Raw genomic sequence first — 19,248 nt, 5'->3', positions numbered from 1 at the left:
TGACCAACGCCACAAGCATTCGGCGACGGAACGCTGTTTGCGCTCGGCATGCGACATTAAGAGGTTTGCCTGAAGATAGCGGTCCAAATGAGGCCAATAGGCCGATGTTCGCTTCGGTCGTGCCGCCCGCGTACACGCCGTCATCCATGAACCCGGGCGCCGGCAACCGAGGGCGTGGTGTCAGCCGCAGTGTGATCGATCTCGGCGTGATCGATGACCGTGGGCCATGGTCCCCGCATGCCGAAGCCCCGGACGGGTTCGCCCTGCCCGGGGCCCACTCGCCCGGATCGGTCCGAGCGCTACGGGCCGGCGTTGTTCACCGCGTCCCGTCGACCAACCGGCGCGCGGCCACCTCCGCTCCGTCGGCGCGGAACCGGCTGCCCAGGGACTTCGCACGCGCCCGGGTCTCGGGTGACAGGGCGGTCTTGAGCGCGATACCCAGAGAACCGACGGTCGCGGTCGGAGCATCGGGGGCCGCACCGAGGCCCAGTGCCGCCACCTGGCCGGCCCAGTACGGGTTGTCCGACAGCTGGAGAGGTATCACCACTTGCGGCGCGCCCGCCCGCGCCGCCGTCAGCGTCGTACCCGCGCCACCGTGGTGCATCACAGCGGCCACCTTGCCGAACAGGTTCTGATGGCTGACCTCGCCGATGGCGAAGCAGTCGTCCCCGCCGTCGACGAGATCCAGGTCGGCCCAACCGCGGGACACGAGCACGCGGTGCCCCTGTGCGCGGACCGCCTCGACGGCCATGCCGCCGATGCCTTCGGCCGGGGACAGACTGCCGAAGCCCACATAGACCGGCGGGGTGCCCGCGTCCAGGAACCTCGCCAAGTCGGCAGGTAGGGGCCGTTCGTCCGGGAGGGTCCATGCGCCGGTCTGTACGACGTCGAGGCCGGGGGTTTCCCGCCACGCTCCCAGGACCGGGTCCGCAGCCAACCACGGACGGTCGGTGAGGATGTGATCGCGCACGTTGTCCACCAGTGGCAGACCGAGGGCTTCCCGGTGACTGTTGAGTGCCTCGCCGAACTGCGCGTTGACGTTCTGGGCGTCCAACTCCCACAGTGTCCGGTTGTCGGCGACCTCGGGCTTCGGCCAGCCCGGCCGCGGCGGTGGCGCGTGGTGCGGCGACGGCAGGTGGACCGCCGCATAACTCACGTACGCGTAGGAGATACCCGCGGCCTCGGCCACGGATCGCGCGGCGACCTGCCCCAGACCTGCCGCCAGCACCACGTCACATCCGTCGAACGCCGCAGGGAAGGTGTCGAACTGCGTCTCGACCAACTCGTTCCTGTACCGGGCCAGTTCCGTTGCCGAGGGCAGGCTCTTCCCGCGCATCAACTCCCTGACGGGTGGCCCGACCGGCACCAGTTGCACTCCGATACCCGCGAGCCGCTTGGCGAATTCCTCGTCCGGCGGGGCGCACATTCTTACCGTCGCGCCGAGTGCCCGTAGCCGTACCGCGAGTGCCACCAGCGGTTCGACGTCGCCACGTGTCCCGTATGTAGATAACAGCACCCGCATTCAGCGTCCTCTTCCGTCGAGTCTTCCCTGCGCTTGAGCCGTTTCCGCCGGGGCTCGGGGTGATGGCCGCCTGCGGAGATACGTCGGGCGTCAGGAATGATCGGCAGCAGTGTAGGTCGCGTGTTTACTGCAGGCGCCCGGTTGCCTTGCGTCATCGCGCTTGGTTGCGTGGGTCAATTCGCCTATTCAGTAGCAGACTTGCGCATTCGGGAGTTACCGGGAGCGGTCCTCTCGGTGGCTATGTTGCGTGTGGGGCCGGAGGTTCGGCGTCGGCCTGCTCTGGGCAGCCTGTGCTCGGCGAGGTGTGCAAGATCCCCCATGGTCCACACAACCGGAGTGCTACGCGATGCAGAGTTCGTCCACACCCTTACCTGATGTTTCGGTCATCCTGCCCTGCGCCGGATACGGAACCCGTTTCGGTGCGCCTTACTCGAAGGAGTTGCATTGTCTGGCTCCTGGGGTCACGGTGCTGGACCGCAGCCTGGAAGCCGTCGTCGAACTCGCCAAGAGCGGACTCAATGTGCGCCTGGTCGTCGTGTTCGCAGCACACAAGATGGACACGGTGAGTTACCTCGCTCGCTATGCCGACATCTTCCAGATGGTCTTCGTCTACCAGGGCGAATCGTTCGGACCTGGTCTCGACGGGGCGATCCGGTCCGCCCTGCCGATGACTCAGGGGCCGGTGGCCCTTGTCCTGCCTGACATCGTTGTCGCGGGGCCGGACACGCCGGGCAAGCTCCTTGAGGCCTTACGGCAGGTGGAGGTGACGGGCTGGAGCGTGGTGGCCGCCGAGGAGCGGGATCACGACACGCTGCGGCAGATGGGCGCGTTGGCCGTGGCCGAGGCGGGAGGCGTCCTGACCGTGGGGGCGGCCACCGACAAGCCGGCGGATCCCTCGGGCTTCAACGCGTTCTGGGGCATGGTGACCGTCACCGAGAGCGAGGCGCACAAGCTGCCCGACGTCATGGGCATGGGAACGGCCAACCCGTTGGTCGGTGCCGTCGCTCTCATGGTGGAGGGGATCGTCAACTACAACACCCCCGCAGGCTGACTTCCTGTGCGCCGACGATTTGGTCCACGGTGTGGTGTACGGGCTCCCTCCCTCTGAGCTGGGCGTTTGTCCTGGCGTCAGAGCGAGTGTCTGGATGGACGAACGGCCACGGGCTGATCCTCGATCGAGGTGCCGGAGGCCGAAGGGGGTCAGCAGGACGACCGCACCCGAGAGTCAGCCCCTGCATGCCCCTACGGAAGACAATCCCGACGCGGTGAGCCCCGATCTGCGCGCGCGGGTCAAGACGTTGACCGACGCCCTCATGTCCACTGAGGCCGATGGCCTCGCAGTTCGAGGGCGCCGATCGCCGAGTGGGTGGTGTTGGCGGCGAAGCAGTCATGCGATGCGGTTGGTGCGTCAAGCAGCAGCGGGCATCTGAGTGGTGTGTGGGGCCTATCTCTTTGGCCAATGTGGATGAGTGCTGCTTCAGGGCGTCTGCAACGATGTGCCCGTGCATGTTGATGATCAGACGGTGGCAGTGGGCGGGAACGGACCGGAGTGGACGGGTGCGGCGAGCGAGCGTCTCCTTTGCTGCGTCTGCGGCGGGCCGACTGATGGCTCAGAGAATTATGTGCTCGTCGAGCTGACGGCACAGTTCTCTGGCGCACGCCAATGGCTGGGTGCGCATGCGGAGCACCTGAACTCCGTCCTTGCAGCAGGGTTCTCCGTGGAGGTTCACGAGATGTAGGGGTTCCGTCATGGCCCCGCACGATCTTGGTTCGCAGACAAGACCGGTTGCCTTCACCTTGCTCCGGGTGTCTCGGGTTCGTAGAAGGTGCCGTCTCTGAGCAGTGTGAACAGGACATCGGCCCGGCGGCGGGTGAGGCATGGCAGGGCTTGGGTGTGGTGCTTGCCCTGGGCGATCTTCTTGTCGTAGTGGGCCCGCGATGCCGGGTCGCCCAGGGCGGCTAAGGCGGAGAGGGAGAAGGCGTGTTTGAGCTGCTTGTTTCCTCTCCGCGAGGGCTGTTCGCCGCGGATTGAAGACCCGGAACTGCGGGTTGCCGGGGCGAGTCCGGCGTAAGCGGCGAGGTGGCCGGCGGTGGGGAAGGTGCTGCCGTCGCCGATCTCGATCAGGATCCGGGCTCCGTTCCTGACGCCGACTCCAGGCATCGACGTCAGGACGTTCGAAAGAGGCTGAGCCTCCAGTAGTTCCTCAATCTGCCCGGCCAGCAGCTTGCGCTGGTCGAGCACCGTCGGCAGCAAAGCAGTAAGGTGCGAGCGCGTGATCGACCAGCGTCCGCACCGGTCCGTCCGTGCACGGCAGTGCGTCGCACAACTCGAACAACGCGGCGCCGCGCGCGGTCAGACATGCGTACAGCTCCGTCGGGAGGTGTGACACTTCCGCGAACGCATCCCGCAGGACGCCCTGATGCACCAACCTCACGATCGCGGCCTGCCTTCGCGCTGATCCACTCGGTGACGGAGCTCAGGGTCAGACGGAGGCCAGCTTCACGCCCCCTGAACTGCGAAAACGCCGACCAAGTCCGGACCGCGTTCGACATCGGAACCCCGTATCGGCAGGTCAAAAGGCTGAGCGGTGGAGACAGGGCGGCAGCGTGAATGGCTTCGGGGCGCGAGGTCGTTCCAGATTGGTGCAACGTGGAAAGGGAACGCTCAATCAGTTGCGGGCTGACGGAGGAAGCCTGCGCCGCACCAGTTCTGCTGGTTGAGATGGTCGAGCATGGCCGTCTCTGCGGAACCCGGATTGCGTCGCACGCCGACGAGGACGGGCTCGGTCAGGGAGGGGAGTAGCGGGCAGGCCAGTTCTTCGAAGCCTTCGGGGATGGCCGAGGCCGGGACCACGGTGACGCCCAAGCCCTGCGCCACGAGCCGCACCGCAGTGGAGATCTGTGACGCTCGGGCCACCGTGTGCGGGCTGAGGCCCGCGTCGGCGAGGAGGCGGGCGAGGTAGTCGTCGAGCAGGCTGGCGCGCCGGAACCGGATCCACCCCTCTGACGCCAGATCTTCCAGGCGCAGGGCGGCGCCGTCCGAGAGAAGCGGGTGCCCCTTCGGCAGGACGGCGACGTAGGCTTCCTCGCCCAGAGGGTGAATGTCGAAGGCGCACCCGGCGGGGACGCGGTGCACGAGGACCATGTCGAGGGTTCCCTGGCGGACCAGTCGTTCCATGTCCGTGGGATCGGGCTCCTCGTGGAGAGTCACCTGCAGCTTCGGGTGGCGATTGCGCAACTGCCCCAATACCTGTGGCAGTTGGCGTGCTCCCAGGCCCATGTGGACAGCCATGATGAGTTCCCCCGCCAGTTCTCCGTTGGCGGCGCGGGCGGCCGTGATGGCACGCCGGGATGCGGTCGTCGCGATCTTCGCCTCCGCGAGGAAAGCCCGCCCTGCCACCGTCACCGTCACTCCGCTCGGGGTACGGGTGAACAGCTGCACCCCGAGGTGCTTCTCCAAGGTGCCGATCTGCTGCGACAGAGAGGGCTGGGTGACCCGCAGACGTTCTGCTGCCGCTGTCATGGAGCCCTCGTCGGCGACGGCCAGGGCGTATTCGTATTGGCGCAGGTTCATTCGAATCCAACCTTCGACATGACATAGAAGATGTCAATGCAGAGTATACGTTGCCACTATTTGCCTCTATGTCGAGCCCGGTCCTACCGTGGTGCACGCCCAGCGCAGCCACTAGGACCGGAAAGCTGCGGGACGGCAGCCGCGTCCTACGGACACGCAAGTCCAGCGACGCCAACTGTCAAAAGCCGGATAAGGGAAAGCAACGTTTCCGGTGCTCACAGTCTCGACCCAAGGAGAAAGCATGCGTCTCGCGAATAAGGTAGCCCTCGTCACTGGCGGGAGTGCGGGGCTTGGTCTGGCGATTGCCCAGCGATTCGCAAGTGAAGGCGCCCACGTCTACATCACGGGGCGACGGAAGGAGGCACTCGAAGCCGCGAAGGATTCCATTGAGGGACATGTCACAGCGGTCACCGCAGACGCTACGGATTCGGGTGATCTCGACAATTTGGTCGAGGCTATCCGTCAGGAGAGCGGGCGCCTCGATGTGATCGTCGCGAACGCTGGAAGCATTGAGCGGACGAACTTCGGGGACGTGACCGAGGAACACTTCGACCGCACATTCGACATCAATGCCCGCGGCACACTGTTCACCGTCCAGAAGGCGCTGCCGATTCTGCGAACGGGCGCCTCGATCGTTTTGCTGGGCTCGATCACGGCATTCAAGGGGGATCCCGGGGCAGGGACTTACAGCGCGGCGAAGGCCGCCGTGCGCTCCTACGCGCGCACGTGGGCGGCAGAGTTCGGCGACCGGGGTCTTCGGGTCAACGTGCTGAGTCCGGGGCCTATCGACACGCTCATCATCGACGGACAGGCCGAGTACTTCGGTCAAGATCCAGCAACTGTCCGAGCCCAGATGAGTACCCTTGTCCCGATGGGCCGCCTCGGACTTCCCGAGGAGATCGCCAATGGTGCGCTGTTCCTCGCCTCGGACGAGAGCAGTTTCATGACAGGTGCAGAACTCTGCATCGACGGCGGTATGGCTCAGGTGTAGCCCGCTTCGGCCGGAGTAGAACTGGGCATGAGCTTGTCCTACGGTTTTGGCGCGGGATTACTCCGCGCATTCGTGGGAGCGGTGAGTTCGAGAACTCCGGGTATGGCAGTCAGCTCGTCGCCGCTCGATGGCTGAAAACTTGGCCGCTCGGGAACTGTTGACGGTCAGTCGCGTTGAATCCCTCGGGGGAGGTCGACTGCCCGTTCCTGCGGGAGCTTCGACGGGTGATCTGCCTGGCTATAAGGGTAATCGCGGCCCAGGTGATGAGCGATTCCGATTCTCTGAACTATTACTGACCTTCAAAGCGTGGTGTCGTGAGGGCTGACAGCTGGTGGTCCCAGCGGTATGCCGTCTCCATGAGGTATGCGCAGGGTGGCGAGCTGACCGCCGAACGTCGGGCGTTTCGTGAGCGGTTGCGGAAAGAGGCCGCCGAGCGCTTCGTCAGGGGTGGCGGACACCGCCGCGGTCGCCCGTGATCTGCGGGTCACCGGCCGCTCGGTGCAACGCTGGCGGAAAGCGTGGGCCGAAGAAGGTCCGCGAGCACTGACGTCGAAGGGCCCGGCGTCGCTTCCGCTGCTGAGCGACGAACTGTTCGCGGTGCTGGAGAGGGAGTTGGGCAAGGGACCGGTCGCGCAGGGCCGGCCGGACCGGACCTGGACGCTGTCGCGGATCAAGACCCTGATCGGGCGCCGGTTCCACAAGAGCTACACGGTCCAGGGCGTCGCAGCCCTGCTCAAGCGGCACGGCTGGACCTGTCAGGTCCCCGCCCGCCGGGCAGTTGAGCGGGACGAGGAAGCGGTGGCCGGCTGGGCTCACCGTCTACCAGTTGCCTGCCTACGCTCCCGACCTCAACCCGGTCGAAGGAATCTGGTCCATCCTCCGCCGGACGACACTGGCCAACCGCGCGTTGGCCGACCTCGATGACCTCATCGCTGCCGTCCTGCAGGGCGTACGCCTACTCCCGTACCGCAGCGACGCACTCGACGGCTGCCTCACCGGCACCGGACTCCGCCCCGCCATGACGACATCACGCATTCAAGGTCAGTAGTCAGTACGTCCTTGGTCGGAAGTCATCGAGGACATCTACGCGCTGCCGCGACAACTCGTCGAAGAGGGTGAGCTGTTCGCCCTGAGTGTGGTCGACGGCAGCGTGATTGTCGGCGTACTTGCGTATGTGCAGAGGTAGGTATGGATGAATGTGCAGAGCAAGTAGCCGCCGAATGGCGCTCATTGCCATGCGAGATGATGGGGCAGTGGATCTTCGTTACTTCAATCAAATCGGCTGGACTGCCATCCTCAACGGCACCGAATCCGAGATCGGCCGCATGGTGCGGGTGGAGGCATGGGGCCCGGCAACGGGAACGGCACTTGTCGTCGACCCCAAGCGCGGCGCCATGCGTCCCGTCACGGACTACGAGGACTTCTCCCACCTAGAGAAAGCCGACCAGGTCGTAGCTGCAGTGCCGGGTGGCGGGTGGCGGGCCCACTGGAAGGACGAGGGCCCGGGGAGAACCCCGCTCACGGAACAGGTGCTCGCGTGGCTGATCTCCTCGCAGGGCCGGGCAACGGCCATCACGATGGATGCTCACGGGCATGTTGACGATGCCGACAACGCCGACGCCTTCATCCCGCCGGGCGAGGAACTGGGGCAGGTCTGAGGATCCGGATCAGGCGACTTCCGCCTCAAGGCCATCGAGCGAGAAACCGAAGTGGCCTGACCGGCCACCCCGTGATGGCGACCGAGGGCCTGGTCAGTCGCTGTCAAGTCGCTGGAAGACTTCGGAAAACTCGCCGTTGTCGATCAGCCCGGCAACCACCTGAGTCATGTTGTCGATGCCGGGCTCCCGGACGATCAGGCCGTCCGAGACCCAGAAGTACCGGCCGCCGAGAGCCTCATCGTTTCCTGCCCACGTTGCCATCAAGCGTTCGACCTCTGTGACCGTGAAGACAGTTGCGCTCCACCGGGAGCCGTCATCAAGGTGCACGAAGACATCGACGTTACATACTGCACCCAGGTCCTCGTCCGGACCGGGAAGGAATGATGCCTCGAAGGCGTCTGCGCGAACCCGGTACCACGGCCCGTCCCAACCCCGGTCGACCGATCCAGGCAACGCGCCACCACTCATCGTGCGAGTGTCTCTGACCAGCCCGACGATCTCAACCAGAATGCGCAGCAGTGCTCTTGCCCGTGACCTAGTTGGGGACATTCATCTGTACATGGTTGGGGAGCTTAGAGGTTGTCTCACGTGGCAGGTTCCGCGAGCTTCTTGAGTAGCTCAGGGCAGTGGCCATTGCCAGGCTTCGGTTCTGCCGGTCGTTGCGGTCCACGTACGGGATCTTGAGGCCACGAGTAACTCATGGCAGGCTCATGCCGCATGATCGATGAATTCGCGAAGGAGAGCCTGCACGGGAGACTGCGGCGGGACCGCGAGGCGCTGCTCTGGAAACTCGACGGCCTGTCCGAGTACGACGCCCGCCGACCTTTGACAGTGACCGGGACCAACCTCCTCGGCCTGGTCAAACATGTGGCCAGCGTCGAGGCCAGGTACTTCGGCGAGGTCTTCGACCGGCCGTCCTCGGAACCGCTGCCCCGGTGGCAGGACCACGACGGCAGCGATCTGTGGGCGGCTGAGGACGAGGCGCGCGATCAGATCATCGAGTCCTACCGGCGCACGTGGGAACACTCAGACGCGACGATCGACGAGTTTGCCCTCGATGCCCCCGGCCACGTGCCGTGGTGGCCGGAGCCCTGTCCCAACACGAACCTGTTCGCCATCCTGGTCCACGTCCTCGGCGAGACAAACCGGCATGCGGGGCATGCCGACATCCTGCGCGAAGGCGTCGACGGCCGAACCGGGATGCGCCCCGAACACGAGATGCAGATCGATGAGGACGCCCGCACCGCCTACTGCGCGAAGATCGAGCAGGCCGCCAGATCGGCCTCATCAGTCAAGGCGTAGAGGGCTATCCCACGTGACTTGATGTTCGAGCGGCATGATGCCTGCCGTGAGTGCTGATCTGTCACAGCGTCTGGTTCCCGATGAACTCTGGGAGCTGGTCGCCCCGTTCTGTCGTCGTTCGCGGCTCGACCGCAAGGTGGCGGGACCGCTCCGCGTGACGAGCGGGCCGTGTTCACCGCAGTGGTGTACGTGCTGACCAGCGGCTGTGCCTGGCGGCATTTGCCGCCGACGTTCGGCACGTCCTCCGCCACCGCGCATCGCCGCTTCACGGTATGGACCGAGGTCGGCCTGTGGCGTCGGCTGCATCGGGCGGTGCTGGACGAACTCGGGGTCCGGGGCGAGGTGGACTGGACCTCGGGGATCGTCGACGCGGCCTCCGTTCGCGCCAAAAGGGGGGGATCGCTGACGGGGCCGAACCCGGTCGATCGCGGCAAGAAGGGCAGCAAGCTGCACGTGCTGTCCGATGCCCAGGGCATCCCGCTCGCCGTCGCCGTGTCAGGTGCGAACATGCACGACAGTCTCGCCCTCAAGCCGCTCATCCGCGGCATACCCGCCGTCCGGTCCCGCCGGGGACCACGGCGGCGCCGGCCCGTCAAACTCCGTGCGGACAAGGCGTACTTCTCCGCCGAACACCTCAGCTGGCTACGCGAGCGTGGGCTCGTCGCGCGCATCGCGCGGCCAGGCATCGAGTCCGGCGAACGCCTTGGTCGGCGCCGCTGGAAGATCGAGCGGTCGATCGCTTGGCTCTTCGGCTACCGCCGCCTGACCATCCGATACGAACGAAAGGGCTCGCACTTCCTCGCCTTCCTCAGTCTGGCCGCTGCCCTGACCTGCTATAAGAAGCTCGCGAAACTTGCCACGTGAGACACCCTCTTAGTGGCTCTGGCAAGTTTTTCGTAGGTGTAGATCATCTCGGTGCGGTGGTCGACCGGTCCGGATGGCGGGCAGTCTTTGAGCGTGCTCTGTTGAACTCTCCTGTCTGCTACCGCACTTGGCGAATGTTCAGGTCTCAATTGACGAGGCAGGGCCGGGCGTGGTGGTTCGGGCACGTACGAGGTTGCATGTCCCCGCGGTGTGCACGGGCTGCGGGATGGGACCGGCCGCAAGTCCGGTGGCATCAGCAAGATCCCCCAGCAGCCGTGCCTCGGCATACCCGGCCACTGGCGAGCCATCGGCACTGACTGCACCCAGTAGACACGCCACCCTGACACCACGAACCTCCCTGCTGACCTGCTGCAACACGCAGATTCAACAGGGAGTTGAAGACGGTCCCCTCCAGGCCCATCGCCGACCACGACAGCCACTCGTTCACCGTGTCGGTCTCAGCGGTCGACGGGCACAGCGCCCACGGCGTCTCAGCGCGTGCTCGGTGAACAGGTCCCCAACGCGGCCCGGCGCCGCCGGTACGGCCACCCGGTGGCGTCGGTGCCCGCGAGGCGCACCAGATCGAAGGCGACGAAGTGGGCGGGCCACTGATCGGCGAGCCGGACCGCCACGGCACCGCGCTGTTGCAGCCGGCCCTGGAGCCGCTCGAATGCGAGCCGCTCGGACTCCCATACGATCAGCTCCCCGTTTATGCGGGCTACCACCCCTGTCTCATCAACAGCCCCTGTCCGTCGGCAGATCATCGACGCGAGTGGTTTCGAGGCGGTGTGCAAGCTGGAGCAGATCTCTCAGACGCAGTACCCGTCCGTCGAATCCTGGGAGGGGGATATGGAGCGGCTGGGTCCAGTGGGCGGGGATTGCATCGAGCCCGTAGTACGCGCCCGCGAGGCCTCCGGTCACCGCGGCGACGGTGTCCGTGTCACCGCCGAGGTCGATCGCCGTGCGTATAGCGTCTTCGAAGCTGGTGGTGGTGCGCAGGGCCCAGACGGCTGAGCCCAGGCAGGGCCAGACGGCACCGTTGAATTCGGTCGCCTGATCGGGGTGCCAGTCGGGCGCGAGGACGGTGGCGTAGCGGTCGCGGTGGTCGGGGTGGACAAGGGCCAGGATGTCCGGGAGCGCGGCGAGGGGGTCGGTGTCCTCGAACATGACGCGGATGAGTTCGTGGAAGATCGCGGTGCCTTCCCAGGCCGCGCGGTCGCCGTGGGTGAGAGCGGCGATCCGGCGGGCCGCGTCCATGGTGGCTTCCTGGCCGCCGGCTGCGAAGTGGACCGCGGAGGTAGATGCCCGCATCAAGGAGCCGTTTCCTGCTGCTCGTTGGTTGACCTGGAAATGGATCGCGGCGGCGAGGTCCCAGGGCATGCCGTTGGTCAGGACGTCTTCGGTCTGCAAGCCGATGTCCTTCGGTTCTGATGCTGCCCACCGCTGGAAGCGGGCGAAGATGTCCGGCAGATCCAGTCCGTTCCGCTCCAGCAGGGACTCCGCGACCAGGACGGCCATCTGCGTGTCGTCGGTGGCCTCGCCGGGGTCCCAGCCACCGCCTCCGCACATCTCGCCACCGGCACCGGGCGCGGGAAACCGCGCGGAGAACGCTCCCTGGGGACCGAACTCGAAGGGGCCGCCCAGGGCGTCACCCACGGCTGAGCCGACGAGCACGCCGGCGGCCCGCTGAATCCGCTTCATTCGCGCAGGTTATCGGCGCCCGCGCCGACGGCCACGCGGCCCTGTTTCTTCTTCGGCTCTCCGAATCATCGGCGGTGAACGCGTCACGTCTACGGAGGTGCGCCGCCTGAGAGACTCTGGGTCTGAGACACCCGTACAGGTGACATAGCGCCGTTCAATGCGGTCGCGTCCGGGAGCTGGCTGGTCCGGGATTCGGTCTCCGGGAACGAAGCCGCCAGACTCGTGCCCCGCCGTGAGTGCAGCAATACCCGGCCCATGTCGACGGAGACCAGGGCCCGCCACCCGTCCCACTTCGGCTCACCCGCCCGCCCCGGCAGCAGCGCAGGGTCGGACACAGGGGTGGCGAGCATCGGTTCCGGCAGTGTCCACGTCACAGCCCACGCCTTCCACCCAGCCCGCCCGTCGGCAAGCCGAGTGCGCGTACGCACCCGACACCGGCCCGACCACGGCAGATCAGCGCACTGCAGCAACTCGCCGGGGGCTGTGTGCTGAGCTCCTGGCGCACGTCCAGGCAGCGCAGCCGGATGCCGGGCTGCCCGGATCCCGTGTCGTACGGTCTGATGTCGCGAGCGCCCACCGTCCGCAACGGATCTCACCGAACCTGGCGGTGCCGCCGGTACGGCCGGGAGATCCGAACCCATACCGGGAATCAGGCGGCGACGAGCTCCTGCTCGCGGTCCGGCGTGTTGACCTTGGGCTTCTTGTTCGGCAGCGAGAGCCGGAAGACCTTGTGCCACGCGGAGAACACCTGCTTGGGCAGCGGGCCGGTGACGTACTCCAGCTCGTACTTCTCGAACAGCGCGCGCACCTTCACCGCGACCTCGGCGTACCGGTTGCTCGGCAGGTCCGGGAACAGGTGGTGCTCGATCTGGTGCGACAGGTTGCCGCTCATGAAGTGCATGGCCTTGCTGCCGCTGATGTTCGCCGAGCCCATCATCTGGCGCAGGTACCACTGGCCGCGGGTCTCACCCTTGATCGACCGGCGCTCGAAGACCTGTACGCCCTCGGGGAAGTGCCCGCACATGATCACCGAGTGGGTCCAGACGTTGCGGACCAGGTTCGCGGTGAACGTGGCGGCGAGTGTGGGGAGGAACGACGGGCCCGACAGCAGCGGGTGGATCACGTAGTCCTTGAGGACCTGCTTGCGGATCTTGCGGCCCACGGCCTTGGCCCGCGCGCGGAACTCCGGGTTCTTGCGGCGGCGCTTGTGCAGGTTCTTGCCGAGCTCCAGGTCGTACGCCGCGATGCCGTACTCGAAGAAGCAGGCGTTGAGGAAGTTCCACAGCGGCTGGCCGAGGTGGAACGGGTGCCACCTCTGGTCCTCGTCGACGCGCATGATGCCGTAGCCGAGGTCGTTGTCCTTGCCGATCACGTTGGTGTACGTGTGGTGCACCTCGTTGTGCGAGTGCTTCCACTGATCGGACGGCGAGACGTGATCCCACTCCCAGGTGGTGGAGTGGATCTTCGGGTCCCGCATCCAGTCCCACTGGCCGTGCAGGATGTTGTGGCCGATCTCCATGTTGTCCATGATCTTCGCCACGGACAGCCCGGCGGTGCCGATCAGCCACGCGGGCGGGAAGATCGAGAACAGCAGCACGCCCCGGCTGACCAGCTCGAGCTTGCGCTGCGCCGAGATGACCTTGCGGATGTAGGCGGCGTCTTTCTCGCCGCGGTCGGCGATCACCTCGTCGCGGATCGCGTCCAGCTCGCGGCCCAGCTCCTCGATCTGCTCCGCGGTCAGGTGGGCGGTGGGGTCGATGGCGGTCAAGGTGCTCCTACCGTTCGATGTCGCAGGGGCCCGCCGCGGCGGACACGCAGGTCTGGATGAGGACGCCCGGCTCGGCCTCGGTGATCTCGCCGGTGCGCAGGTCGCGGACGGCGCCCGTCTTGAGCGGCGTGACGCAGCCGAAGCAGATGCCCATGCGGCACCCGGAGGGCATGAGCACGCCGGCCTCCTCGCCGACGTCCAGCAACGGCGTGGCGCCGTCCGCGTCGACGGTCTTGCCGGTGACGCTGAACGTGACCTCGCCGCCCTCGCCGGCGACGACGATGCTGGGGCGGAAGCGTTCGGTGTGCAGGCGCTCCTGTACGCCGTGCTCGCTCCAGTGCTCTTCTACGGCGTCGAGCAGGCCCGCGGGCCCGCAGGCCCAGGTCTCGCGCTCGGCCCAGTCGGGCACGAGTTCGTCGAGACGGGCGATGTCGAGCTTGCCGTCCGTGTCGGTGTGCACCTCGGTGAGCCGCAGCTTCTTGTCCGCGACCAGGTCGTGCAGTTCGTTGCGGAAGATCACGTCCTGCGGCTGTGGCGCGCAGTGGACCATCACGACGTCGTCGAACTCGGTGTCGCGCAGCATGCCCATCACGGGCGTGATGCCGCTGCCGGCCGTCAGGTACAGCACCTTGGCGGGCTTGGCCTGCGGCAGCACGAAGTCACCGGTCGGCTGGTCGAGCTGGATCAGCGTGCCCGGTTTGGCCCTGCGGACCAGGTGGTTGCTGACCTTGCCGTCCGGGATCGCCTTCACGGTGATCGTGACGCGGCCGTCCCGGCGGTTCGTCGGCGAGGTGAGGGAGTAGGCACGCCACAGGCGCACCCCGTCGACGTCGACCCCGATCCGCACGTACTGACCGGCTGTGTGGCCGCGCCAGCCCCGTCCCGGCCTGATCACGATGGTCGCGGCGTCACCCGTCTCGGGGTGCACGGCCTCGATGCGCCCACGCAGGTCGGCGCCCGCACGCAGCGGGCTGACCAGGTCGAGGTAGTCCGACGGCAGTAGCGGCGTCGTGACCATCTCCACCAGTTTCCACGCCCTGCTGCGGAGGGCTGTACTCGTCATGACCCCAGCTTGCTGCGCCTCAGGGCGTAAAGTCCTGACCGCAGGACGTAAATCTGGTCGGCAGAATTGTTCGCAGGGAACAAAAAATGAGCCATGCAATCCGGAGGGTCAGCGAACTGGCCCTCGATGAGACGACGGTCACCGCACTTCGGGCCGCGCTGAAGACCACCGCCGACGAGGTCGTCCAGGCGATCATCGACGAGGTCCCTCCCTACGCCAACGCCCTTTCGGGCCGCATGGGCGGCACCATCCGCCGAGCCGTCCGCACCGCCCTGGGGCACTACCTGGACCTCGCGAGCGGGAACGCCACAGGCGGCGACGCCGGTGACGCGGCCTACGAGCTGGGCCGCGGCGAGGCGCGCGACGGCCGTTCGATGGACGCCCTGCTCAGCGCCTACCGCGTCGGCGCCCGCGTGGCCTGGCGATGCCTGGCAGCGGGTGCCGTACCCGTGGGTCTGCCCGCCGCCGAGGTCGCCAAGTTCGCCGAGCTGACCTTCGCCTACATCGACGAGCTCTCCGCCGCGAGCGCCGCGGGCCACGCCGACGAACTGGCCGCCCGGGGCAGAGCCCACGAGCGCCACCTGGAACACCTGGCCCGCGACCTCCTCGCCGACGCGAGCCCGGACGTGCTGCTGGCCTCTGTTCAACGGGCCGGGTGGCAGCCTCCGGTTTCACTGACCGCGGTCCTGCTGCCCGCCGCCCAGGCCCGGCCCGCCTACCGCGCGCTCGACCCGAGCACCCTCGTCCTCGACGATCTGCCGGACGCCACCGGTGTGCTGCTCGTCCCCGATGCCGACCGATCACATCTCTTGCGGCAGCTGACCGACCGCACCGCCGTGGTCGGCCCGGCCCGGCCATGGACTCGTGCGTCCGCCTCGTACGCACGAGCCGTACGCGCCCGCTCCCTCTCCTCCGACATTCGCGACACCGAGGACCACCTGCCCGAGCTGGTGCTGAGCGCCGACGCGGACGCGTTCGCAGACCTGCGTGCCCGAGCCCTCGCACCGTTGCGGACCTTGCCTGACGCGACCGCACGGCGGCTGGAGGAGACGTTGCGGGCGTGGCTGCTGCACCAGGGCAGGCGGGAGGAGGTGGCGGCAGCGTTGTTCGTCCATCCCCAGACAGTCCGGTACCGGATGTCGCAGCTGCGGGAGCTGTTTCCGGATCTCGCATCGCCACATCGGGTCCTTGAACTGACGCTGGCGGTCGGTCTTCGGGCCGGCTGACGCGTACGTCGGCCGTCCACGACCGCGTCCGCGAGCGGTCCGGGAATCGTGCCTCGTTCTCGGTGCCATCGGCTGGCTCATGCGGCCCGGAGAAGAGCGGTATGCGCTGGCTGAGACCGAGGGTTGATATGAGGACCGGGCAAGGCCTCGGGAAGCTCGGCAGGGGCGTTGTCTCTGAGAAGCGCGGTGGCGGATACGGCTCGACTGGATCCGGTGGACGGATGCGCACAGGCCCGTTCGTCGACGCGCTCATCGAGCATCTGGTCGGTGATCTGGGCAGTTACGTCCCGGAAAACTGGTTTTCACGTCGTCGTGGAGGGGCTGTCCTGGCCCGAGCTGACCCACGGGCGCGCGGCGGGCTGCAGCTGGGTGACCGGCGGGGCGGCCAGGCCGGGTCATCAGGGGCCGGGGGGCGGACCGCTTGCGCCGGGGACCACTGGTTCTGCGACGGCTCCGTGCCTCCGCCTCCCTTCCGGCAGGTCAGCCGGACGACCGACCGGGCCGGCCCGGCACACCGCGCGAGGGATGATGGGGAGGGAATGACGGAACGTGAGGTCAGGAGCTTTGATGGCGCAGCGGGTTCACCGACCCCGTGAGGACGCGGAGTTCAATTTCATCCTCGGGATGAGCAAAGTTCCGGTCTTCGCATACTTCACCGGGACATGGCCCAAGGCAATCGAGCCCTGCCGGGTGATGGACCTCGTCGTGGGTGGCATCGCCGACGACTACACGGGCCGCCTGACGGCCGTCCGCACCGACATCACGCGTTGTCCGGCCGCAACCGAGCGATACGGGATCACCGGAGCCCCGTCCTACGTCCTGCTGAAGGAGGGAGAGGCGGTGGCGCACGGCACGGGGCCTATGACCATCGCCGAGGTACGGACGTTCTTGGACGGCCACCTCTGAGCGGCCGCTGCGGCACGTGGCCGCGACGCCTGTCACGTCTCGTCCATGGGAGCTGCGCAGCCTGAGACACCTTGGGACTGAGACACTCCCCCCACAGGTCACATAACGCAGTCGATCGCGGTCGCGTCCGGCAGCCACCCGGCACCAGCCACAACCTCAGGGAACGCGGGTGACATCTGGGCGCCGTGCCGTGCCGTGAGCGAAGCACCACCTCGTCGCCGTCGACGGAGAGTGCGGCCCGGAATCCGTCCCACTTCGGCTCTGCGGTCGGCAATGCCGGCAGGGCGGGGCTGCGTACCGCGTCGGTGAGCATCGGCTCCGGCAGGGTCCACGTCATCTGGGATGCCTTCCACCCTCCTGGTCGGCTGCGGGCGTGGTCAGCCGAGTGGTTGTATGCAGTCACCGGTCGTTCGCCGCGGCGACGGCATGTATCCCCGTCCACGGTGTCGGCCGCATCCGCGGACAGCCCTTGCCCGGATGGGACGGGGCATTGCCGGTGTGCATCCTGCTGGGCATGTAAATCTCGCCCTCTGCGCTTCGGTACGCGGCGCTCGCCTTGTCGGTGACGCGCACGGCGGGCATGGGGTCGTATGCCGGATTCCAGCTCGGCGATCGGCTGGGTTCCCTGGCGGGAGCCGTGGTGGCGACGGTGGGGATTCTTGCGGCGGTGAGGATCACGCTGGCTCTGGCCGGCCTGCGGGTGGCGGCTACGGTCCGCGCTGTCCTGGGCGACGGGCACGTGCAGGGGACGGCGGACACAGCTTTGACGGGGATCACGCTGTACGAGGCCGCGGCCTTCCCGCTCATCGACGGAGGGACCAGTGCGCAGGAGCGGCAGGCGCGCCGGACGGTGGCTTACCGGCTTGCTGCCTATGACGGTCTGCCCCGGCCGGTGAGGGGGGCGGCTGCCGCGGCGATGGAGGTCATCGATACGGGTTTGGACAGGAAAGGAGCCCGAGCTGCGGTGAACGAGCTGGCAATCTTGATCTACGACTTGTGCAGCGGGCACCCGGACGCGGACGCGTGCGGTGACGAACTGCGCTGACGGGGCCTGCACGCGGAAGGTCCGCAGAGCCGATCGGTTACTCCCGGCTGCGTAGCGGCCGGTGAGGTCGCCGAGAAGCATGAGGTCAGTGGCGGTCCGCGGGAGCTCGGCGAGTCCCAGTGGTGAGGTTTGGGTGCCTGTGGCTGCCTCTGGCTGGTCTCTTGCTGGATGTGAAGCCTTCTGCGAGTAAGGATGTCGCCGGTGAGGTCGACCTCGACGATGTCGTCGTCGACCATCTCCGCGCCGACCTTCTCGGCCTGGGCCCGCATGTTCTCCATGAGGACCGGGCCGTCGATTCCCTCGGGGAAGCCGGGGAAGTTCTCGACCTCGGTGGTTGTGGGGGCGTCTATGTCTTTGGTCAAGTGAGGTGTGGGGTTCTGGGTTCGTAGAAGGTGCCGTCGCGGAGCATCGCGAACAGCACATGGATGCGTTGTCGGGCGAGCCGGAGGAGGGCTTGCGTGTGGGTCCTTCCGCGGGCTCGGCAGCGGTTGTAGTAGGTGCGGGAGGCGGGGTCGTGCAGGGCGGCGAACGCGGAGAGGAACATCGCGCGTTTGAGCTGCCGGTTGGCGCCTCTGGGGGAGTGTTCGCCGTGGATCGAGGTCCCGGAGGACTTGGTGGTCGGGGCGAGGCCGGCGTAGGAGGCGAGGTGGGCGGCGGTGGGGAAGCTGGTGCCGTCGCCGACGGTGACCAGCAGAGTGGCGGCGGTCCTGACCGCGACCCCTGGCATCGAGGTCAGGACCTTGGCAAGAGGGTGGTCCTCCAGCAGGGTGCTGATCTGGGCTTCTGTCGCCCGGCGTTCTTCGTGGACGGCGCCGGGCGACAGGGCCAGCGAGGGGATCACGATGTTGAGCGTGCCGGTTCCCGGAACGACGACGGTCTGCTCGTCGAGCGCGTCGAAGACATCGTCGATCAGCCGTGTCGCCGTGCACGGGGCCTTGGGGCGGATCTCCTCGACCAGCCTGCGGCGTCCGGTCTTTCGCAGCGCGGCCGGGGGTCCGTAGCGTTCCAGCAGCCAGGTGACGGCCTGGTGGTCCGGGTGCGGTCCGAGGACGCGTGACAGCGGCGGGTGGAACTGTGTGAGCAGGCCGCGGATCCGGTTGGAGGTGTGGGTGGCCTCGGCCGCCAGGTCCTGGTCGAAGCCGACGAGCACGGTCAGCTCGTTGTGGGCGTGCGGGACCATGGAACACCCGGATACCTCGCCCCTCGTGAAGAACGGCGACCCGGCCGTGGTCAGCGCCTACTACTCGCTCGACACCGGTCGGGCGGAGGTTCTGGCCGGGGCGCCGTCGACGTGACCGCCGGCCCGGACTCCGAGACCGTACTCCGCGGTCGGACGAACGGGCCGTGCTCGACAACTCCTCGCTGGGCCCAGAAGTGGCCTGTCTGCGTCATGGCGCAGACAAGCCACTTCACTCTGTTCCCGCAGGTTCCACCCGTCTGCCACCTTGTCGCGTATCCCACTCCCCTTCATTCGCTACGGAGGCCGACGAGTGACATCCCTGCGGACACCGCGGGGCGTCTGTACGACGTCCTGCACGGCGCTGACCCTTGTGGCGTCGATGTTCTTGGCAGCCGCACCTCCCTCAGCAGCCGCATCCTCGGCGGACGCGGCCGGAAAACCCCAAAGC

General features: G+C 67.2%; 15 protein-coding genes and 5 pseudogenes. 10 read left to right on the top strand and 10 right to left on the bottom strand.

Going from position 1 to position 19,248, the window contains the following annotated elements; genetic code table 11:
• Nucleotides 1-316 precede the first annotated feature (316 nt).
• The gene (locus tag ACH4YP_RS40685) at nucleotides 317-1,522 is read right to left on the bottom strand and encodes a glycosyltransferase (RefSeq protein WP_398496162.1); all 1,206 of its coding nucleotides are present in this window, start codon (nucleotides 1,520-1,522) and stop codon (nucleotides 317-319) included.
• Between the two features lie 466 nt (nucleotides 1,523-1,988).
• Here ACH4YP_RS40685 and ACH4YP_RS40680 point away from each other — a divergent pair, with 466 nt between their 5' ends.
• A complete protein-coding gene (locus tag ACH4YP_RS40680; RefSeq protein WP_361061831.1) occupies nucleotides 1,989-2,573 on the top strand; it encodes a hypothetical protein in 585 nt (194 codons plus the stop codon).
• Nucleotides 2,574-3,314: 741 nt separating this feature from the next.
• Here ACH4YP_RS40680 and ACH4YP_RS40675 read toward each other — a convergent pair.
• Both ACH4YP_RS40675 and ACH4YP_RS40670 read right to left on the bottom strand, forming a co-directional pair.
• Nucleotides 3,315-3,764, bottom strand: a pseudogene (locus ACH4YP_RS40675) (transposase); the annotation flags it as partial.
• A 423-nt stretch (nucleotides 3,765-4,187) separates the two neighbouring features.
• The gene (locus tag ACH4YP_RS40670; protein WP_398496160.1) at nucleotides 4,188-5,096 is read right to left on the bottom strand and encodes a LysR family transcriptional regulator; all 909 of its coding nucleotides are present in this window, start codon (nucleotides 5,094-5,096) and stop codon (nucleotides 4,188-4,190) included.
• Between the two features lie 241 nt (nucleotides 5,097-5,337).
• Between ACH4YP_RS40670 and ACH4YP_RS40665 the strand changes: the two genes are divergently transcribed.
• The 4 genes and pseudogenes from ACH4YP_RS40665 (at nucleotide 5,338) to ACH4YP_RS40650 (ending at nucleotide 7,745) form a co-directional block, all read left to right on the top strand.
• Nucleotides 5,338-6,087 (top strand): SDR family NAD(P)-dependent oxidoreductase, encoded by a 750-nt coding sequence (locus tag ACH4YP_RS40665; RefSeq protein ID WP_398496158.1) that lies wholly within the window; start codon nucleotides 5,338-5,340, stop codon nucleotides 6,085-6,087.
• Between the two features lie 356 nt (nucleotides 6,088-6,443).
• A pseudogene (locus ACH4YP_RS40660) lies at nucleotides 6,444-7,011 on the top strand (winged helix-turn-helix domain-containing protein).
• Nucleotides 6,899-7,135 (top strand): annotated as a pseudogene (locus ACH4YP_RS40655) (transposase); the annotation flags it as partial. The pseudogenes ACH4YP_RS40660 and ACH4YP_RS40655, both read left to right, overlap by 113 nt.
• Before the next feature lie 172 nt (nucleotides 7,136-7,307).
• On the top strand, nucleotides 7,308-7,745 hold the full coding sequence (locus ACH4YP_RS40650; protein WP_398496156.1) for a hypothetical protein: 438 nt from the start codon (nucleotides 7,308-7,310) through the stop codon (nucleotides 7,743-7,745).
• Nucleotides 7,746-7,838: 93 nt separating this feature from the next.
• On the opposite strand, the gene ACH4YP_RS40645 is transcribed toward ACH4YP_RS40650, so the two are convergent.
• Nucleotides 7,839-8,213, bottom strand: coding sequence for a hypothetical protein (locus ACH4YP_RS40645; RefSeq protein ID WP_398496154.1), 375 nt, complete (start codon nucleotides 8,211-8,213; stop codon nucleotides 7,839-7,841).
• A 249-nt stretch (nucleotides 8,214-8,462) separates the two neighbouring features.
• Here ACH4YP_RS40645 and ACH4YP_RS40640 point away from each other — a divergent pair, with 249 nt between their 5' ends.
• Complete coding sequence (locus ACH4YP_RS40640) at nucleotides 8,463-9,047, top strand: DinB family protein (RefSeq protein WP_398496153.1); 585 nt, start codon at nucleotides 8,463-8,465, stop codon at nucleotides 9,045-9,047.
• 46 nt (nucleotides 9,048-9,093) lie between these two features.
• Nucleotides 9,094-9,911 (top strand): IS5 family transposase gene (locus ACH4YP_RS40635; RefSeq protein WP_398496281.1). Its coding sequence is split into 2 segments (ribosomal slippage): nucleotides 9,094-9,145 and nucleotides 9,145-9,911, totalling 819 coding nucleotides; the frame shifts between segments, so codons are not numbered across the junction.
• Between the two features lie 491 nt (nucleotides 9,912-10,402).
• Here ACH4YP_RS40635 and ACH4YP_RS40630 read toward each other — a convergent pair.
• From ACH4YP_RS40630 to ACH4YP_RS40615, 4 genes are all read right to left on the bottom strand, one after another.
• Nucleotides 10,403-10,636: a hypothetical protein gene (locus ACH4YP_RS40630; RefSeq protein WP_398496151.1), complete on the bottom strand. Its 234-nt coding sequence runs from the start codon at nucleotides 10,634-10,636 to the stop codon at nucleotides 10,403-10,405.
• A 10-nt stretch (nucleotides 10,637-10,646) separates the two neighbouring features.
• Nucleotides 10,647-11,612 carry an ADP-ribosylglycohydrolase family protein gene (locus tag ACH4YP_RS40625; RefSeq protein WP_398496149.1) on the bottom strand — a complete coding sequence of 322 codons (966 nt, stop codon included), beginning with the start codon at nucleotides 11,610-11,612 and terminating at the stop codon, nucleotides 10,647-10,649.
• A 649-nt stretch (nucleotides 11,613-12,261) separates the two neighbouring features.
• Entirely contained in the window at nucleotides 12,262-13,380 is a 1,119-nt protein-coding gene (locus ACH4YP_RS40620; protein ID WP_398496147.1) for a fatty acid desaturase family protein, read from the bottom strand.
• 7 nt (nucleotides 13,381-13,387) lie between these two features.
• Nucleotides 13,388-14,443 carry a ferredoxin reductase gene (locus tag ACH4YP_RS40615; protein WP_398496145.1) on the bottom strand — a complete coding sequence of 352 codons (1,056 nt, stop codon included), beginning with the start codon at nucleotides 14,441-14,443 and terminating at the stop codon, nucleotides 13,388-13,390.
• Nucleotides 14,444-14,529: 86 nt separating this feature from the next.
• Between ACH4YP_RS40615 and ACH4YP_RS40610 the strand changes: the two genes are divergently transcribed.
• The 3 genes from ACH4YP_RS40610 (at nucleotide 14,530) to ACH4YP_RS40600 (ending at nucleotide 17,620) form a co-directional block, all read left to right on the top strand.
• Nucleotides 14,530-15,669: a helix-turn-helix domain-containing protein gene (locus tag ACH4YP_RS40610; protein ID WP_361069556.1), complete on the top strand. Its 1,140-nt coding sequence runs from the start codon at nucleotides 14,530-14,532 to the stop codon at nucleotides 15,667-15,669.
• A 567-nt stretch (nucleotides 15,670-16,236) separates the two neighbouring features.
• The gene (locus ACH4YP_RS40605) at nucleotides 16,237-16,575 is read left to right on the top strand and encodes a thioredoxin family protein (protein WP_398496143.1); all 339 of its coding nucleotides are present in this window, start codon (nucleotides 16,237-16,239) and stop codon (nucleotides 16,573-16,575) included.
• A gap of 556 nt (nucleotides 16,576-17,131) precedes the next feature.
• On the top strand, nucleotides 17,132-17,620 hold the full coding sequence (locus tag ACH4YP_RS40600) for a hypothetical protein (protein WP_398496141.1): 489 nt from the start codon (nucleotides 17,132-17,134) through the stop codon (nucleotides 17,618-17,620).
• A 191-nt stretch (nucleotides 17,621-17,811) separates the two neighbouring features.
• Here ACH4YP_RS40600 and ACH4YP_RS40595 read toward each other — a convergent pair.
• Nucleotides 17,812-17,958, bottom strand: a pseudogene (locus ACH4YP_RS40595) (thioredoxin-disulfide reductase); the annotation flags it as partial.
• A 20-nt stretch (nucleotides 17,959-17,978) separates the two neighbouring features.
• Nucleotides 17,979-18,779 (bottom strand): annotated as a pseudogene (locus tag ACH4YP_RS40590) (transposase); the annotation flags it as partial.
• Between the last annotated feature and the right edge of the window lie 469 nt (nucleotides 18,780-19,248).

Source organism: Streptomyces sp. NPDC020747, from assembly GCF_044334695.1.
In the GTDB taxonomy this organism is placed as follows: domain Bacteria; phylum Actinomycetota; class Actinomycetes; order Streptomycetales; family Streptomycetaceae; genus Streptomyces.
This window is presented reverse-complemented; position numbering and strand designations above follow the sequence as displayed.

Coding starts and splice junctions, on each gene's coding strand:
- ACH4YP_RS40685 (WP_398496162.1), bottom strand. CDS start 1,522: ATGCGGGTGCTGTTATCTACATACGGGACACGTGGCGACGTCGAACCG.
- ACH4YP_RS40670 (WP_398496160.1), bottom strand. CDS start 5,096: ATGAACCTGCGCCAATACGAATACGCCCTGGCCGTCGCCGACGAGGGC.
- ACH4YP_RS40665 (WP_398496158.1), top strand. CDS start 5,338: ATGCGTCTCGCGAATAAGGTAGCCCTCGTCACTGGCGGGAGTGCGGGG.
- ACH4YP_RS40650 (WP_398496156.1), top strand. CDS start 7,308: ATGGCGCTCATTGCCATGCGAGATGATGGGGCAGTGGATCTTCGTTAC.
- ACH4YP_RS40645 (WP_398496154.1), bottom strand. CDS start 8,213: ATGAGTGGTGGCGCGTTGCCTGGATCGGTCGACCGGGGTTGGGACGGG.
- ACH4YP_RS40640 (WP_398496153.1), top strand. CDS start 8,463: ATGATCGATGAATTCGCGAAGGAGAGCCTGCACGGGAGACTGCGGCGG.
- ACH4YP_RS40625 (WP_398496149.1), bottom strand. CDS start 11,612: ATGAAGCGGATTCAGCGGGCCGCCGGCGTGCTCGTCGGCTCAGCCGTG.
- ACH4YP_RS40615 (WP_398496145.1), bottom strand. CDS start 14,443: ATGACGAGTACAGCCCTCCGCAGCAGGGCGTGGAAACTGGTGGAGATG.
- ACH4YP_RS40610 (WP_361069556.1), top strand. CDS start 14,530: ATGAGCCATGCAATCCGGAGGGTCAGCGAACTGGCCCTCGATGAGACG.
- ACH4YP_RS40605 (WP_398496143.1), top strand. CDS start 16,237: ATGGCGCAGCGGGTTCACCGACCCCGTGAGGACGCGGAGTTCAATTTC.